Annotated in this window: 16 protein-coding genes and 1 other RNA gene; 7 read left to right on the top strand and 10 right to left on the bottom strand. The window is 68.8% G+C overall.

Features of this window, described 5'->3' with window-relative positions:
- The first annotated feature begins 17 nt into the window (after positions 1 to 17).
- Positions 18 to 1,115 carry a peptide chain release factor 2 gene (gene prfB / locus ACTRO_RS23325; RefSeq protein ID WP_169739938.1) on the top strand — a complete coding sequence of 366 codons (1,098 nt, stop codon included), beginning with the start codon at positions 18 to 20 and terminating at the stop codon, positions 1,113 to 1,115.
- Between the two features lie 206 nt (positions 1,116 to 1,321).
- On the opposite strand, the gene ACTRO_RS23320 is transcribed toward prfB, so the two are convergent.
- Positions 1,322 to 1,510: a hypothetical protein gene (locus ACTRO_RS23320; RefSeq protein WP_034266327.1), complete on the bottom strand. Its 189-nt coding sequence runs from the start codon at positions 1,508 to 1,510 to the stop codon at positions 1,322 to 1,324.
- A gap of 149 nt (positions 1,511 to 1,659) precedes the next feature.
- Here ACTRO_RS23320 and ftsE point away from each other — a divergent pair, with 149 nt between their 5' ends.
- The 5 genes from ftsE to ssrA all read left to right on the top strand — a co-directional run bounded on the left by ftsE (position 1,660) and on the right by ssrA (position 5,474).
- Positions 1,660 to 2,349 (top strand): cell division ATP-binding protein FtsE, encoded by a 690-nt coding sequence (gene ftsE, locus ACTRO_RS23315; protein ID WP_034266324.1) that lies wholly within the window; start codon positions 1,660 to 1,662, stop codon positions 2,347 to 2,349.
- Between the two features lie 57 nt (positions 2,350 to 2,406).
- A complete protein-coding gene (gene ftsX / locus ACTRO_RS23310; protein ID WP_034266321.1) occupies positions 2,407 to 3,318 on the top strand; it encodes a permease-like cell division protein FtsX in 912 nt (303 codons plus the stop codon).
- Positions 3,319 to 3,332: 14 nt separating this feature from the next.
- Positions 3,333 to 3,809 (top strand): SsrA-binding protein SmpB, encoded by a 477-nt coding sequence (gene smpB, locus ACTRO_RS23305; RefSeq protein ID WP_034266317.1) that lies wholly within the window; start codon positions 3,333 to 3,335, stop codon positions 3,807 to 3,809.
- 120 nt (positions 3,810 to 3,929) lie between these two features.
- A complete protein-coding gene (locus ACTRO_RS23300; RefSeq protein ID WP_034266314.1) occupies positions 3,930 to 4,886 on the top strand; it encodes an NADP-dependent oxidoreductase in 957 nt (318 codons plus the stop codon).
- Positions 4,887 to 5,069: 183 nt separating this feature from the next.
- Positions 5,070 to 5,474, top strand: a transfer-messenger RNA (tmRNA) gene (gene ssrA / locus ACTRO_RS44925).
- A 234-nt stretch (positions 5,475 to 5,708) separates the two neighbouring features.
- Here ssrA and ACTRO_RS23295 read toward each other — a convergent pair.
- The 8 genes from ACTRO_RS23295 to ACTRO_RS23265 all read right to left on the bottom strand — a co-directional run bounded on the left by ACTRO_RS23295 (position 5,709) and on the right by ACTRO_RS23265 (position 13,307).
- The gene (locus ACTRO_RS23295) at positions 5,709 to 7,001 is read right to left on the bottom strand and encodes a DUF2786 domain-containing protein (protein ID WP_051451254.1); all 1,293 of its coding nucleotides are present in this window, start codon (positions 6,999 to 7,001) and stop codon (positions 5,709 to 5,711) included.
- 416 nt (positions 7,002 to 7,417) lie between these two features.
- Entirely contained in the window at positions 7,418 to 7,768 is a 351-nt protein-coding gene (locus ACTRO_RS23290; protein ID WP_034266308.1) for a hypothetical protein, read from the bottom strand.
- Between the two features lie 12 nt (positions 7,769 to 7,780).
- Positions 7,781 to 7,939, bottom strand: a complete 159-nt coding sequence (locus tag ACTRO_RS47410) for a hypothetical protein (RefSeq protein WP_157436383.1) — start codon at positions 7,937 to 7,939, stop codon at positions 7,781 to 7,783.
- A gap of 110 nt (positions 7,940 to 8,049) precedes the next feature.
- Positions 8,050 to 9,063 (bottom strand): hypothetical protein, encoded by a 1,014-nt coding sequence (locus tag ACTRO_RS23285; RefSeq protein WP_034266305.1) that lies wholly within the window; start codon positions 9,061 to 9,063, stop codon positions 8,050 to 8,052.
- Positions 9,056 to 9,586 (bottom strand): SigE family RNA polymerase sigma factor, encoded by a 531-nt coding sequence (locus ACTRO_RS23280; protein WP_034266303.1) that lies wholly within the window; start codon positions 9,584 to 9,586, stop codon positions 9,056 to 9,058. The genes ACTRO_RS23285 and ACTRO_RS23280 overlap by 8 nt, the downstream gene beginning before the upstream one ends.
- 137 nt (positions 9,587 to 9,723) lie before the next feature.
- Positions 9,724 to 11,673: a S9 family peptidase gene (locus ACTRO_RS23275; RefSeq protein ID WP_034266300.1), complete on the bottom strand. Its 1,950-nt coding sequence runs from the start codon at positions 11,671 to 11,673 to the stop codon at positions 9,724 to 9,726.
- 64 nt (positions 11,674 to 11,737) lie between these two features.
- The gene (locus ACTRO_RS23270; protein ID WP_034266297.1) at positions 11,738 to 12,427 is read right to left on the bottom strand and encodes a ribonuclease H family protein; all 690 of its coding nucleotides are present in this window, start codon (positions 12,425 to 12,427) and stop codon (positions 11,738 to 11,740) included.
- A gap of 40 nt (positions 12,428 to 12,467) precedes the next feature.
- A complete protein-coding gene (locus tag ACTRO_RS23265) occupies positions 12,468 to 13,307 on the bottom strand; it encodes a hypothetical protein (RefSeq protein WP_034266294.1) in 840 nt (279 codons plus the stop codon).
- 293 nt (positions 13,308 to 13,600) lie between these two features.
- Between ACTRO_RS23265 and ACTRO_RS23260 the strand changes: the two genes are divergently transcribed.
- Positions 13,601 to 15,604, top strand: a complete 2,004-nt coding sequence (locus ACTRO_RS23260; RefSeq protein WP_034266291.1) for a S53 family peptidase — start codon at positions 13,601 to 13,603, stop codon at positions 15,602 to 15,604.
- A gap of 76 nt (positions 15,605 to 15,680) precedes the next feature.
- Here the strand turns inward: ACTRO_RS23260 and ACTRO_RS23255 are convergent, their stop codons facing one another.
- Positions 15,681 to 16,166: an NUDIX hydrolase gene (locus ACTRO_RS23255; RefSeq protein WP_034266288.1), complete on the bottom strand. Its 486-nt coding sequence runs from the start codon at positions 16,164 to 16,166 to the stop codon at positions 15,681 to 15,683.
- Positions 16,167 to 16,196 lie beyond the last annotated feature (30 nt).

Raw genomic sequence — 16,196 nt, 5'->3', positions numbered from 1 at the left:
GCATAAGCTTGGTTGCTGTGTCGGTAGACCTTGCTGAAGAGCTCAAGAACCTCAAGTCCACGATGGCCTCGATCGAGGCGGTGGTGGACCTCGACGCGCTGCGAGCCGAGATCGAGCGGCTCAACGAGGAGGCCGCCGCGCCGGACCTGTGGGACGACCAGGCCAAGGCGCAGCAGGTCACCAGCCGCCTCTCCTACCTGCAGGGGGAGCTCGGCCGGGTGGAAGGCCTGCGCCGGCGCCTCGACGACGTGGAGGTGCTCCACGAACTCGGCCTCGCCGAGGACGACGCGGACACCCTCGCCGAGGTCGAGACCGAGCTGCCGAAGGTGGCCAAGGCCGTCTCCGAGATGGAGGTGCGCACGCTGCTCAACGGCGAGTACGACTCCCGCGAGGCGCTGGTCACCATCCGCTCCGAGGCGGGCGGCGTGGACGCGGCCGACTTCGCCGAGATGCTGCTGCGGATGTACCTGCGCTACTGCGAGCGCCACAGCTTCCCGACCGAGGTGTACGACACCTCCTACGCCGAAGAAGCGGGCATCAAGTCCGCCACCTTCCAGATCAAGGCCCCCTACGCCTACGGCACGCTGTCCGTGGAGCAGGGCACCCACCGCCTGGTGCGCATCTCGCCCTTCGACAACCAGGGCCGGCGCCAGACCTCGTTCGCGGGCGTCGAGGTGCTCCCGGTGGTCGAGCAGACCGACCACATCGAGATCCCCGAGGACGAGCTGCGAGTCGACGTCTACCGCTCCTCCGGCCCCGGCGGCCAGGGCGTGAACACGACCGACTCCGCCGTGCGCCTGACCCACCTGCCCACCGGCATCGTCGTCTCCTGCCAGAACGAGCGCTCGCAGCTGCAGAACAAGGCGTCCGCCATGGCCGTCCTGCAGGCCAAGCTCCTCGACGTCAAGCGCCAGGAGGAGCAGGCCAAGATGGACGCGCTCAAGGGCGACTCCGGCGGCTCCTGGGGCAACCAGATGCGCTCTTACGTGCTGCACCCGTACCAGATGGTCAAGGACCTGCGCACCGAGTTCGAGACCGGCAACACCTCGGCCGTCCTCGACGGCGAGATCGATGGCTTCATCGAGGCCGCCATCCGCTGGCGTCGGCAGAAGTAGCCGGGACGCAGCACTTTTACCGAGGTAAGTCACGCGCGCATGACGAAGGTCGTCGGATCCACCCGGATCCGGCGACCTTTTCCCTGGATCAAACCACCGCGAGCATCCCGATTTGCCGACAGGGCGCCGGTTTCGGCGTCAGCTCACGGTAATGCCGTGGTCACGCGGTCCCAAAAGGCGCGAACGTGACCGGAGTCACATCCGGGTCAGGCGAAGCGGCCCTCCAGCGCCACCGCGGCTATCAGCGCGGCGAGCACGGCCAGCACCATCCACACCGTCGCGCTGGGCCCGGTGCGCCCATATCCGTACTGGTCACGGCTAGCGCGGCAGACCGGGCAGCGTCCCTCGGACACCCTCCCGGCGCAGTTCGCGCAGACCAGGTCGTCTCGTCGCATCGTCTCCTCCTCGTTACGTGGACTAACGCCCTGGCGCCCCCATCCGTTCCCTCCTACCCGGGCCGCGCGCCCTACACTCCAGGGAAGTTCGCGCAACTCCCTCCGGCGGGGGCGGCGTTCCTCACTACACTGCCGGATGTGATGCAACCGTGATTAGCTTCGAGAACGTCAGCAAGACGTACCCGGGCCAGGAGCGTCCCGCGCTGGGCAACGTCTCCTTGGAGATCGAGCGCGGCGAATTCGTGTTCGTCATCGGTTCCTCCGGCTCCGGGAAGTCCACCTTCATGCGGCTGATCCTGCGTGAGGAGCGGCCCACCACCGGCCGGGTGATCGTGGCCGGCAAGGACCTGTCCCGCCTGTCGAACTGGAAGCTTCCGCACCACCGCCGGCTGATCGGCACGGTGTTCCAGGACTTCCGGCTGCTGCCGAACAAGACCGTGTTCCAGAACGTCGCGTTCGCGCTCGAGGTCATCGGCAAGCCGAAGAGCCACCTGAACAAGGTGGTGCCCGAGGTGATCGACCTGGTCGGCCTGGCCGGCAAGGAGGACCGGCTGCCCAACGAGCTCTCCGGCGGCGAGCAGCAGCGTGTGGCCGTCGCCCGCGCGTTCGTCAACCGCCCGATGGTGCTCATCGCGGACGAGCCGACCGGAAACCTCGACCCCGAGACCAGCGTCGGCATCATGAAGCTGCTCGACCGGATCAACCGCACCGGCACCACCGTGGTCATGGTCACCCACGACCAGGCCATCGTGAACCAGATGCGCAAGCGCGTGCTCGAACTCGACCAGGGCACCCTCGTGCGCGACCAGGCCCGCGGCGTCTACGGATACGTCCGCTAGCACCCGCGCGCCCGACGAAGACGTAGCCACGACACCCTCGGCAGGATTAGAACCGACATGCGGATCCAGTACGTACTCCAGGAAATCGGCCACGGCCTGCGCCGGAACCTGACGATGGTGATCGCGGTCATCGTGTCCACCGCCGTCGCCCTGACCATGCTCGGCGCCGGCCTGCTCATGCTCGAGCAGACCAAGGCGATGCAGGGCTTCTGGTACGGCAAGGTCGAAGTCGCCGTCTACATGTGCAACAAGAACGACGTCGACCACTCGCCGAACTGCAGCAGCGTGGTCACGGCCGCGCAGCGGCAGGCGATAGACGACCAGCTGGCGCACAAGACGCCGTACGTGCAGAAGGTCGAAGAAGAGACCCAGGCACAGGCGTTCCAGCACTACGAGCAGGCGTACGGCAGCACCGCGCTCGGCCAGACCGCGACCGAGCAGGACATGGAGGACAACTACCGGGTCAAGCTCACCGACCCGAACAAGTACCAGGTCGTGCAGGACGCGGTCGGCAACATGCAGGGCGTGGCCTCCGTGGTGGACGAGCAGCAGCTGCTCCAGCCGCTGTTCACCTTCATCCACATCGCCGAGTACTCGGCCGGCGGCGTGGCCGCGGTCATGCTGGTGCTGGCGTTCCTGCTGATCTTCAACACGGTGCGGCTGTCCGCGTTCAGCCGACGGCGCGAGACGGGCATCATGCGGCTGGTCGGCGCCTCGAACTTCTACATCCAGATGCCGTTCCTGCTCGAGGGCGCGGTGGCCGGCCTGCTTGGCGGCGCGCTCGCGTCCGGCGTGCTGATCGCCATCAAGGCGTTCTTCATCGACGGCATCGTGGCCCCGCACCTGAGCTCGATCCAGTTCATCGGCTGGCGCCCGTTCGTCTTCATCATCCCGTTGCTGCTGGTGGTGGGCATACTGATGTCGGTAGCGGCATCGGTGTTCACGCTGCGTAAGTACTTGCGCGTCTAAGGGATACTTGTTCCATGGTCAAGGAGCGCGGGCAGAAGGTCATCGCCCGGAACAAGAAGGCGCGGCACGAGTACTTCATCGAGGACACCTACGAGGCCGGCGTGGTGCTCACCGGCACCGAGGTCAAGTCCCTGCGGGAGGGCCGCGCCTCCCTGGTCGACGGCTTCGCCCAGGTCCGCGACGGCGAGGTGTGGATGCACAACGTCCACATCCCCGAGTACAACCAGGGGACCTGGAACAACCACGCCCCGCGCCGGCTGCGCAAGCTCCTGCTGCACCGCTCCGAGATCCAGAAGCTGATCGGCAAGAGCAAGGAGTCCGGTCTGACGCTGATCCCGCTGGAGCTGTACTTCAAGGACGGCAAGGCGAAGGTCGAGCTGGGGCTGGCCCGAGGCAAGAAGGACTACGACAAGCGGCAGACGCTGCTGGAGCGCACCATGAAGCGCGAGGCCGAGCGGGACATCTCGGCCGCGCGCCGGCGCCAGCGGTAGCCGCCGGGCCGCGCGGCCCGGCGGCCCCCGCGGCCTGACGCTCCGTCCCGGGTGTGCCGCCGTCCCCATTCCGGCCTAGCCCGGCCAGCCCGGCTCGGCCGCAAGCGGTTGACTGTGAGCATGAGAGCGATCACGTATGCCGCGTACGGGGACGAATCAGCACTCGCCATGGACGCGCAGTACCCGGATCCCAAGCCGGGCCCGGGCGAACTGCTGATCCGGGTCAAGGCGGTCGGAGTGAACCCGGTGGACTGGCAGGTCGTACAGGGCGACCTGCACGGCAAGCTGGACGTGCGCCTGCCCGCGATCCCCGGCTGGGACGTCGCCGGCGTGGTCGAGGCCACCGGGAACGGCGTGGAGAACTTCATGCCGGGCGACGAGGTCTTCAGCTACGCGCGGCTCGCCATCGTCCAGCACGGCACGTACGCCGAGTTCGCCGTCGTCCCGGAGAAGTACGTGGCGCTGCGCCCGCAGGCAGGCAGCTGGGCCCAGGCGGGCGGCCTCCCGCTGGCCGGCCTCACCGCCCTCCAGTCGCTCGCCGCGGTCGGCGTGGGCGCGGAGAAGGGTCCGCGGGTCGGCGTCGGCGAGATCGTCCTGATCCACGCGGTAGCGGGCGGCGTCGGCTCGACCGCCGCCCAGATCGCCGGAGCGAAAGGCGCCCGCGTCATCGGCACGGCCTCCCCCCGCAACCACGAGTTCGTCACCGACCTCGGCGCCGAGCCGGTCGAATACGGCCCCGGCCTCGAAGCCCGGGTCCGCGAACTCGCCCCCGACGGCGTCGACGCCGTCGTCGACTACATCGGCGGCGACACGATCGAGCGCTCGGTGCCGCTGGTGAAGGACCCCAGCCGGATGGTCTCGGTGGTCAACCCCAAGGTCACCGAGTTCGGCGGCAAGTTCGTCTTCGTCGAGCCCGACGCGAAGGGCCTCAAGGAACTCGCGCGCCTGGTCGACGAGAAGGAGCTCGAGGTCCACGTGCAGCAGGAGCTGCCGCTGGAGAAGGCGGCCGAAGCCTTCCAGCTCTCGAAGCAGCGCCACACCCGCGGCAAGCTGGTCCTGGTGCCTGACCTGCGATGATCGCCGCAGCACAGACACGGGTGTTCGCTGATCGCAAACAAGTGGCTCCCCGGCCACGCCAACGGCTATCCTGGTAGAGGCCGCGTCGACCAGACGTCGGCTGCTGTTTGAGAACTGCACACATCGCTCTTCTGCCGGCGCGCCCCGAGCGCGCGGCCGACCCGTGTGTGGTTCCACCACCCCGGGGGTGAACGGTTTCGACATTGGACGTTGACGCAGGGGAAGCGGGCCGAGGAAGCCGTGATGATCTCGTTAACCAAAAACACGGCAAAAAAACAAATGCCAACTCTAAGCAGATGGCCAAGGCCGACCTCCGTCTCGCTGCCTGATCTAGTTCTCTAGAAACGCAGTGAGGCGCTGGCACAGCGCCTTTGTCGCCCCAGGATCGCCCCCGACCTGGACGCGGCATCGCTAGGGGGCTAAACCTCATGAGCAGGCTACGGGCGAATGAGGGAAACTCACGTGGCTGGGCTTGTCGGTGACCCGTCCCGGGGATCACCGGAGCCGAGAAACTCGCACGGGACTACGCCCGTAGAAGCCTTGCTGAGCCGCTGATGGACCCGGGTTCGATTCCCGGCACCTCCACGCTGACCTACCTGTAGCCCCGCCTACGCGCTTGCTTCGCTGCGCGCTACGGCGGGGCTTCGTCGTAGGCGCGGAGGTCCTGTTTTCGAAGTGGGGCACGGCCCCACACCCCACGCCAGGGGGCTCCGCCCCCTGGACCCCCGCGCGTGACTGCCGGCTGGTTCGGAAAGGGTCGGCGGCTGTCGGTTTGCGCGGTTGGCTGACACATCCATGTCTGCCCGCCGCTCGGCGGCGATTTCAGCGAGATCCGGGAATCCGTCTGTTCTCCTGAAGTCTGGCCTCATCGGCGGCAGCGCGGCCGGACATCCACCCCTCCATGTCGTACCGGGCGGCGACTCGGTGCTTCTTCGTTTTGCCGAACATCTCATCCACGGCTTCCTCGATCGCTCGGTCGCGGGCTGCGAGGACGGGTAGCAGGCCTGCGTGCCCGGGTTCGGCAGAGGCTTGATGCACCGCTTCGCCCGCCGCGGCGGACAACCGTTCGCCGATGCGCTGGGCATAGGACGTGAGGAACGCCGAGCGGAAGGCTCGGGTCCTCGACTGGCCGTCGCCGTGGGCGCGCGTGCCGGACTTCACCAGCGCGGTCGTGGCCTGGACGAGGAGAGAGGTGTGAAGAAGTTCTACTGCGTCGAGGTCGGCGGGGAAGCCGATGACCGTGGAGAAGCCCAGTTCCTTGTTCCACACCGCCTGGCAGCGGTTCGCTTGTGCGACCACGGTCACCAGCATCGCCTTCGCGGTCTCGTACGGGGCGTCGATGCCGAGGCGACGGCCTCGGGGGGCATCGGGGGCGTCGCCGGACTCTGCCCAGAGCATGGCGGCGTCGATGCTGTGGCGGGCCATCAGCGCCTGCGCGCCGGCGGTGAACGTCTCGGCCTCGGCGGGGTAGTCGGTGGACTCGGCTTTGGACAGGAGCGCGCGGACTCTGACGAGTATGCGCTGGTTGACAGCTGCCTTCGACGGTGACCCACGGCCATCGGCGCGGGCATCCGCGCCCGAGGGCGGCCGCCGGGCAGTGCCGGGAAGCGGGCCGAGCTGCTCGAGCCTCGGAAGGACGGCGAACATCGAGAGCACTTCCAGAACGCACGCGATGCCGGCCTCCCGATCGAGGCCCTCCCGATGGCGCCACTCCTGCAGGTGGTTTCCCCGGTCCTGCCACCAGACCTGCGCGTTCAACGCCGAGAGCTGCTCCAGCCACCGCTCGTCGACGGTCGTCGTGGCGTAGGTGCGCATCTCCGCCGCGATGGTGTCCGTGGCCAGCCGTGCGTGCACGGCCCCGAAACGTCGGTTCGCCATGCGGACCACGTCGGTGGGCTGCCATCCGCGCCGCCACAGTTCCGTGAGGTCGCGTTGCAGGCGGGCCGTGATGGTCCGGTCGACGAGGTGTTCCCAGCCCGACGCATTCGGCCGCACCGTCAGGAGTCGCAAGCAGCGCTCGTAGCCGGCTTCGTCGGACCCGCGCAGGGCGTAAACCGCTTCGGCGGCCAGTTGCTCGGCCGCGTCCTTGTCGGCGCCAATCGGGTTCGTGCCCATCGGAGGATTTTATCCCGGTGCGCGGGCGTCGCTCGCATCGCCGCGATCGACGCTGCGACTGACAAGTACGTGGCACTTGGGCGAGGAATCCTGCTGGCCAAGGGTGTTCGAGGCACTCATCACGGAGCTCGCGAGACGGGGTATCGGCATTCCGCTGTTCATTCCCGAGCCGCAGCAGCTTCCGCGCGGCTTGGGCGATCAATTCGAGGAGAAGCTCATACTGGACATGAACGGCTCCTCGACCTTTTGCGTGAGCGAACTGGGAGCAGCGAGGGCTCGCAGAACGCACCTGCCCCCGCGCCTGACTGCTTGGTCACGCCGCAGTGTGTCGGAGAGCAGCCGCTCGGACGGTGCGCGCCAGGAGCGAGATGCCCGCTATGTAATCCTCGCGCAGGATGGCCGTCGGCCCGCGCCCATCAGGTCGGCCACTCGGCGTCCTCGATCTCGTCCGCGTTGAGGCACTCCCGAAACTGCGCCGCGATGTCCTCTTCCGCGAGACTCGGCCAGAAGGAGATGCGGCCGGAGGACTTGTCGAGTACCGAGACCGACCGGCCCAGGTCGACGGACAGCAGAGTGTCGGGCTCGGACAGATCGGTGACCGGCTTGAACACCACGATCGTGAAGAACTCGCCGAAATCCTGGATCGAGACTTGTCTTGGCTCCTCGGCGGCCTCGGCGGCCTCGGCGAACAGCTCGTGGGCGACTCGATCGGCCTCGGCCCGGCTCACCGGAACCTGTGCGGACGTCGAAAAGGCCTGAGCCTTCATCGAGGGCTCCCATCACGTCGTGAGCCGTTCTTCATAGCTTTTCCCGTTCGCGTCGAGGACGATGGAAGCTACCGCGCCGGCATGGAGGTACAGCGGATTCTCGCTGACCTTGCCGCTTTGCATGTCTACCCAGAGAACCTTGCCCTGCTGGTTCACCGGGTTGAACGGCAACCGATCCTCAGGTCCGCGCTGAGGTATCTGTAGCCCCGCGTACGCGCTTGTTTTCTGCGCGCCAGGCGGGGGTTCGGCGTACGGCGGTGTTGTCTGCTCGCTTCCCCTGTTCAGCTGCTGCCATATGCGTTGAGGGCCTGGGCCAGTTCCGAGGCCAGGGTCGCGTCGGCGGCGCTGAGGTCGAGGCTTGAGAGCGTCGGCGGGCCCTCGAAGTCGAAAGCGACGCTACTGATGAGGGTGCCGTGCCGGACGAAGCAGGCATCGTTCATGAAGTCCGATACGCCCGCCTCCAGGGTGACCGCGTTGAGATTCGTCCAGCACTGGACGTTGGGCTCGCTGCGGATCCGGCTCACTGTGCCCGTCGACGGGTAGACCTTGTTCTCGGCTGAGACGGAGCCCGTCTCAAACTTGGCGCAGGCCGAGTAGCCGCTTCCGATGGCGTCCCAGGCGGCGGTGGCGGCGCTCGGGCTGGCGTAGAAGATCGTGCTCTGCGCGGCCGTGGCCGGGACGCCCGCGGTGCTGGGCAGGATCGAGCCGGTGATCTGGCCGTAGAACGATTCTCGCTGGCTGGCGACGGCGTTGTCGGCCAGGGCGGTTATTGCGCAATATGTACTGAACCCCCCTACGAGGTTTGCGAAGGAATCGGTGGACGCCGGGATCAGCTGCACTGCGCCGCCGATCTTGGTGCCGAGAACCTGCGGGTTGGGCTGCCAGGCGATGTTGGTCGCGTAGGGCAGGTGGCTCTCGCTCAGCCAGGCGGCGGCCACGTAGTGGTCCGGATTTGGCGACGAGGCCGTGGACACGCTCTCCGGCATCGAGGATGTAGACGTGGACGAAACTGCGGCCGAGGTCGAAGGCGAAGCCGACGGCGTGGTCGCGTTGCCAGCGGTGGCTGAGTTCGCGATGGCCACGGTGTTACGCGTGGCGCCGCCCTGGTGTTCGAGGCCGAAGGTCACGCCGCCGAGTGCGAGGACTGCGACGGCTGCCAAGGCGGCCGTGCCGGTCCTGGCTCGCCGGGCGCGGCGGTTGGAGTGCTCGCGGACGGCGGCGGCCGTGGGGGCGGTGAGTGAGCCGGCTACGCGCGCGCTGCCTTCGCGCAGCTGTGTGTCGAAGTAGTCAGACATGGCTCGTTGCCTCCCGCGCGAGGGCCTGTGAGTTTCCTTGGTACGCACCGGATTCGGCCAGCAGGGTGGCCAGTCGTGCCCGGCCGCGGGACAGGTGGGCCTTGACCGTGCCCGGGGCCACGCCCGTCTCTTGCGCCACCTCTTCGACGCTGAGGCCGAGCAGGTGGTGCAGGACTATCGCGCGCCGCTGTGAGGGCGCGATCTCGCGCAAGGCGGCGATGATCGCGACGTAGTCGACGCTCAGTTCGGGCACGTCCGGGGCGACGCCGTGGCGCTGGTGGGCCCTGAACCTGGCCGTGACGCGGCGCCATTGGCTGACCCGGATCCGGTAGGCGACCGTGCGCACCCAGGCCTCGGGGTCGCCGTGGGAGCTCAACTTGTCCCAGTGCTGCCATGCCCGGGCGTAGGCCTCCTGGACGACGTCCTCGGTCTCGGCCCGATCCCCCGACAGGGCGTAGACGTAGCCCGAGACGCGCAGGACCGACTCCGCATAGAAGTCGTCGAACTCGTCGCTGTCGCGCACCCTCACTCTCCCCACTTCTGCCCGAGCCGCCTGGTGCGCCCCCACATCGACTAGTCACGCGGCGCGCGGGTCAGAAGTTGCGAAGATCTTTTTCGACGATCTGGGCCACCGGGCAGGCCGGTGGCCCTCCCGCCCGCCTACGCCAGGTGGCGCCCCCACCATGCGAGGACTGCGTCGAAGCGCTGCACCCGGTGCCGCGGGCGGCCGGAGCGGCTCAGTTCGTGGCCTTCGCCGGGGAAGAGCAGGAACTCGGCGTCGACGCCGGCGCGGCGCAGGGCGACGAACATGCGTTGACCCTGCTCTAGGGGGCAACGCCAGTCGTTCTCCGAGTGGACCACGGCGAAGGGGATCGAGATCTTGTGCGCGTGGTAGAGCGGGCTGCGGTCGCGCATGACTTCGGGGTCGGTGCCGATGTAGGCGTCGACGAACGTGTAGCCGATGTCGGAGCTGCCGAGCATCGAGTCCCAGGCGTTCACCGCTCGCTCGCTCCAGGCCGCGCGGAAGCGCTCGCCGTGGTGGGATGCGAGCCAGCTGGTCATGAATCCGCCGTATGAGCCGCCCATCAGGCCGACGCGCGACGCGTCGATCTCGGGGCGTTCGAGTGCGGCGTCGAGCAGCGCGAGGGTGTCGTCGACGTCGACGGTGCCGAATCCGTGGGTGATCGCCCAGCCGTGGGTCTGGCCGTAGCCGGCGGATCCGCGCGGGTTGCCGAGCACCACGGCGTAGCCGGCGGAGGCGTAGACCTGCGCCTCGTCGAACACTCCCCATTCCTGCTGGGCGAACGGGCCGCCGTGCACGACGTGGAGCACCGGGTGCGGTCCTTCTCCCTCTGGAAGCACCAGCCATCCGTGCACCGGGTAGCCGTCCGGGGCGGTCGCGTTCAGCTCTTCGACCGGACGAAGACCCCTGCTTCGCAGCGGCTCGGAGTAGTCCGTCAGGGTACGGATGTCGTTTTCGCCGAGCACGATTACGTCGCCTGCGCTCTCCGGCGTGGCCACTACCGCAACGATCACCTGGCCGTCTGCGGCGAAGGCGCGAACGGCGGTCCGGTCCGCGTAGACCACGCGCAGCTCTTTCAGCTGTGCGAGGTCGGCATCGACGGGGACGGCGCGCAGCTCGATCGCACCACGGTTGCGGACCGCGACGAGGACTTCGTCGCCGCTGGGCACCGGCGGGCCGGACGCGTACTCGCAGTCTACGGTCTCGATCTCGGTCAGGCGGCGTGGCTCGACCGGCCCTTCGCCGAAGCGCGGGACGGCCGCGTAGAGCCCGGTGTGCGAGGCCTCGAAGTGCTCCTCGTGGGACGCGCAGTAGAAGTACAGAGTGCCGTCGTCGCCGAACACCGGGTACGCCGACGATCCGGGGCACGTGACGATCACCTCGGCCTCGCCGCCGTCGGCCGGGATCGCGCAGATGTGCTGGGTGGAGGATTCCGCCGCGCCCCACTCCGGCGGCGCGGTGAAGACGATCCGGGCGCCGTCAGGGGTCCACGCGGGGTCTTCGGCGTCGAAGCCGTCGTCGGTCAGGGGCTTGAGGTCGGTGGCGTCCGCGGTCTCGAACGCGTCGACGACGAACAGCCGCTTCATCCGATCGCGCAGGAAGCCGATGTTGTCGATCCGGTAGTCCATCCGAGTGATCCGCCGCGGCGCCTCCGCAGGGGTCTCCGCGGTCTCGCCGGCGCCGTCCGGGGTGCCGTAGCGGCCGGCTTCGGGCACGCGCGCGAGGAAGGCGATCCGCCGCGAGTCCGGCGCCCACACCGGGTTCTCGACACCGAGCGGGAGCGCCGTGATCCGCTTGGCGTCACCGCCGTCGGCCGGGATGACGTGCAGCTGCGGACGCCCGTCCGCGCCCTCCCCGTCTCCGCTGCGCAGGAACGCGACCCAGCGGCCGTCCGGCGAGATCGCCGGGGCCGAGTCGTGCGGCCCGTGCGTCCACGGACGCGCGCCGCCGTCGAGCGAGACGCGGTGGAGGGCGACGTGCGCCTTGTTCGTCTTCAGATCGGGGTTGCTGACGGCGGTCAGCAGCATGCTGCCGCGCAGAGTGGGTCGGCCGGGAACCAGCAGGACTTCGATATCGACTGGAAGCACGTTTCCGACCGTATCGGATCGACACAAGCTGTTGAAGAGGTCGCGGGCCGTGTTCGCGCGGTTCTCAGCCGGCGGCGCACTCCAGGTGGCCCCAGCCCTTCGGCCCCTTCGCGATCTTCTCGCCGGCGGCGTAGCGCCGGCCGCAACCGCAGGTGCCGGCGAACTTCGCCGAGATCGATCTGGGGGCCGAGCCCTGGCTCGGCTTGGCCGCGGACGTGCGGGTCGCGCCGGCCTTGGGTACGGCGGTGACCGCCGGCACGGCCAGCAGACGCGCCTTCTCGGCCGTCAGGGCCCCGGAGGCCGCGTTCTGGCTGACGGCGCAGTCGCTGGCCGCCTCGTCCGCGAAGGCGTTGAGCGGATCGCCTCCGGCCTGGTGCGCCGGCACGTAGACGAACTTCACGTCGCGCCCGGCGAGCAGCGCGTCGATGCGCACGACGAGATCGCGATTGGCCACCGGGGTCCCGGAGGCCGTCTTCCAGCCCCGCTTGCGCCACCCGGGCAGCCAGGCCGTGACGGCGTTCATCGCGTACTGGGAGTCCATGCGCACTTCCAGCGCCACATCGGGGTCGACCGAGTCGAGCAGCTGCTCCAGCGCGGTCAGTTCGGCGATGTTGTTCGTGGCGCTGCCGAGCGGCCCGGCAGCCCACCGGCCGGGGCCGCCGTCCGCTTCGCGGGCGATCACCCACGCCCAGGCGGCAGGTCCGGGATTGCGCTTGCAGGCGCCGTCACAGGCGGCGAGAACGCGGTCGGTCATCCGTTCATGATGCCAGCTCGCGGCGCGGACGACCGCGACGTCACGGCCGCTCGGAGAATTGGAGGATTCCGCCGATCGAGAAGCACAGCGCTCCGGCGAACGTGCCCCAGTCGGCGATGTCCGCGTTGACCAGGCTGCCGGTGTCCGGGCGGGTGAAGGCGGCCAGCGCCGAGACCATGAACAGCACCGAGCCGAGCTGGTTGACGCCGACGATCCACCAGCCGAGGCTGCGCGTGCACAGGCAGGGCCTCGCGCGATGGCAGACCTCTGTGACGGCGAGGTGGCCGGAGGCCAGGAACAGCACGCAGCCGACGATGTCGGGGGCCCAGATCAGTCGGTTGACCTGTCGGGCGGTGAGGCCCTGGAGGAACGAGTCGAGCAGGTTGACGCCGAACACGAGCGTGCCCAGGAACAGCACGAAGGCGCTGAGCCAGTCGATCCGTGACGGCTCGTATCGCCACCAGCGCCACCGGCCGGATCGAAGTGAAGCGCCGTCAGGTGCCGGTCGCGGCGCGTTGATCGTCTGCAGAAGCGACGCGTAGCCGCCGGTGTTGAAGAAGAGCCCGCCGGCGAAGTAGACGCAGGCGCCCGCGGTCGGGCCGACGACCGAGAGCTGAGTCAGCACCGCGCCGAGGGCGAACAGGCCGCCGCCGATGGTGAACGCGCTTGAGGCGATGGCGTTGAGGCGGCGCAAGCGGTCGAGCGTTGTCCCGTCCGCGTGGCGCTGGAGCGCCCGATGCCCCGCCGCGCGCACGGACAGAGTCCCGCGCTTGCGCGCCGTCCTCGACTCCCACGTGGCGACGGCGCCGTCGTCGAACCGCCGGCGGACCCGGGTGACGAACGGCCCCGCGCCTTCCGCGACCTGATCGGGATGCTCCACGAGCCAAGCCTGCGGGACCGGTGCTGCGCCCCAGGTCCGCGACTCGCCGAGCCCTGACCCGTTCGGCCCAACGGGCCGGGCCTCTCGGCGGCCGGGGAGGCCGAGCGTCATCGTGTACTGTCCCGCCGGGCCCGGTCGGATATTTCATTCCGCCATCGGATGTTCATGAACCCTTGCTTTTCCCTGGGGCGGCTCCATATAAATAGCCGATGCCTGTCCAAATGAGCACACGGATATGGCAACCAACCGGACATTAAGTGCATCTCGTCCTCAATGGAAGGGAATCGCGCCCCATGAGTTCAGCCGTACAACGGCGCCACCGGCGGATCGCCTCGACGACGGCCATCTCCGTCGTCCTGGCCGCCCTCACCACCGGGTTCGCGGCCGCGGGCCCGGCCAGCGCCGACCAGGCTGCTGCCACCACCTTGGCCGGCAGCAGCCCGAGCTACGCGACCGCTTCCGCGGACCAGGGACAGACCTCGTCTGCGACGCAGCTGTCTTTCCGGGTCTACCTGGCCGGGCAGAACGCCTCCGGGTTGGCCGCCTACGCCCAGGCGGTATCCGACCCGACCAGCTCCCTCTACCGCCACTTCCTCTCAGCCTCCCAGGCCGAGGCGCGGTACGGGGCGACGTCGAGTCAGATCTCGGCGGTCACCGCGTGGCTGAAGGGTGCCGGATTCACCGTCACCTCCACGAACGAGCACTGGATCGACGTCAAGGGCGCGGCGGCCGACGTGCCCAAGGCCTTCTCCACGTCGATGCACAACTACAAGACGTCGGATGGCACGCTGCACGCCCCGCAGCAGAACGTGCGGATCCCGTCCTCGGTCGCGAGCGCGGTCTCGGGCGTGTCCGGGCTGGCCCAGGCCACCACCCACGCGGTGACCATGTCGGAGTCCACGGGCAAGGCCCCGTCGAACAACGACCCGTCCTGCTCGGACTACTACGGCCAGAAGAAGGCGCCGTCCACGGCGCCCGCGGTCCCGGCCGGGTACTCGAACCCCTCCACGCTCGCGCAGTGCTCGATGGTTCCGTCCGAGCTGCGCCAGGCCTACGGGGTCACCCAGTCCAAGCTGACCGGCAAGGGCGCCACGATCGCGATCGTGAACTGGTACGGCTCCTCCACCATGGAGGCCGACGCGGACCAGTACTCGGTCAACCACGGCGACAAGCCGTTCGCGCCCGGCCAGTACTCCGAGGTGAGCACCCCGTCGCAGTGGACGAATGAAGACGTCTGCGGCTTCGGCGACAACTCCGAGGAGGCTCTGGACGTCGAGATGGCGCACGGCCTCGCGCCGGCCGCCAAGGTCGTCACGGTGGCCGCCAACTCGTGCTTCGACAGCGACCTGCTCGCCGCCGAGGCCGAGATCGTGGACAACCACCTGGCCGACATCGTCTCGAACTCGTGGGGCGAGTCGATCTACTCGACCGCCGGCAACCTGGACCCGTCGCTCGAGGCGGCCTACAACCAGGTGTTCGAGCAGGGTGCCGTCGAGGGTATCGCCTTCGACTTCTCCACCGGCGACTGCATGAACAACGACTCCTTCTCGGTCTCCACCGGCCTCAACTGCGACCCGACGGTCGTCGGGCCGTCGGTCGACTGGCCGACGTCCTCCCCGTGGGTGACCGCGGTCGGCGGCACCGCTCTGGGCCTGAACAAGCAGGGCGGCTACGGCTTCGAGACCGCGATGGGTGACGAGCGCAGCGGGCGTACCGCGCCGGGCTCGGCCTCCTGGGCGGTCGAGGGCACCACGTTCGGCGGCGGCGGCGGCATCAGCCAGACCGAGCCGCAGCCGTGGTACCAGACCTGGGTCGTGCCGAAGAAGCTGTCCACCACGCTCCCGGACGGCTCCAAGACCTCGCCCAAGCGCACCATCCCGGACATCTCGCTCAACGGTGACCTGTACTTCAGCAGCACGCAGGTCGGCCAGACGACCGACGGTGTCTACTCGGAGGCGGGCTACGGCGGCACCTCGGTCTCGGCCCCGTCCTGGGCCGGTGTCCTCGCCGACGCGCAGCAGGCGCAGGGCGGCCCGATCGGGTTCGCCAACCCGTCGATCTACCTGCGCGCCTCGCTGGCCACGGACGTGACCGGCAGCCCGCGTCAGATCGGCAACTCGAAGGTCGACTCGGTGATCTTCGAGTACCCGGCGGGCAACGCGTTCGCCGGAGCGTTCCGTCTGGTGCAGTACAACGCCGACGAGGGCCTGCCCGCGACGAAGGGCTACGACCTCGCCACCGGCGTCGGTTCGCCCAACCTCGCGTTCCTGGAGTCCTTCGGGTGGTTCAGGTTCTAGTCTTCGGCTAGAAGACGCGTTCCTCTCGGCTGCGGCGCCCTGCACTTGGGCGTCGCAGCCGAGCTGTCTCCCCCGGTCATCCATCGGCGACTTCGTGGCCTGCTTCGCGCAGCTTCGCGATCAGCCGGTCCACGAACGCCGCCTGTGCCGTGACCAGCTTCCGGCGGGCCTCCCGCGGCTCGAACCACTGGGCCCGATCGACCTCTGGGAACTCGCGCGGCGCCGTCCCCTTCGGCCACGCGAGCTCGAACGTGTTGCTGACCAGCGTCGTCACGTCGAAGTCCTGCTGCGCCGCCCATGCCGTGACGACCTTGCCGCCGCTCTGCCGGACCGTCTCGAGCGGGATGAGCTCGACGTCGGCGAGCACGAGACCCGTCTCCTCGCGAAGCTCCTGCAGGGCTGCGGCCTGCGGGTCGTGCCCCTCTTCGTACTCGCCCTTGGGGATCGACCACGCGCCGAGGTCCTTCTTGGCCCAGAACGGACCGCCCGGGTGCACGAGCAGCACCTGCAGCCGCGCGTCGGTCAGTTGGTAGAGGACGATGCCGGCGCTGAGCTTCTTCACTGCTACTCCCTCGTCTGAACACGAATGGCG

It is taken from the genome of Actinospica robiniae DSM 44927, assembly GCF_000504285.1.
In the GTDB taxonomy this organism is placed as follows: Bacteria; Actinomycetota; Actinomycetes; order Streptomycetales; family Catenulisporaceae; genus Actinospica; species Actinospica robiniae.
Note: the sequence above shows the minus strand (reverse complement) of the source record. Positions and strands in the feature narration are given on the sequence as shown.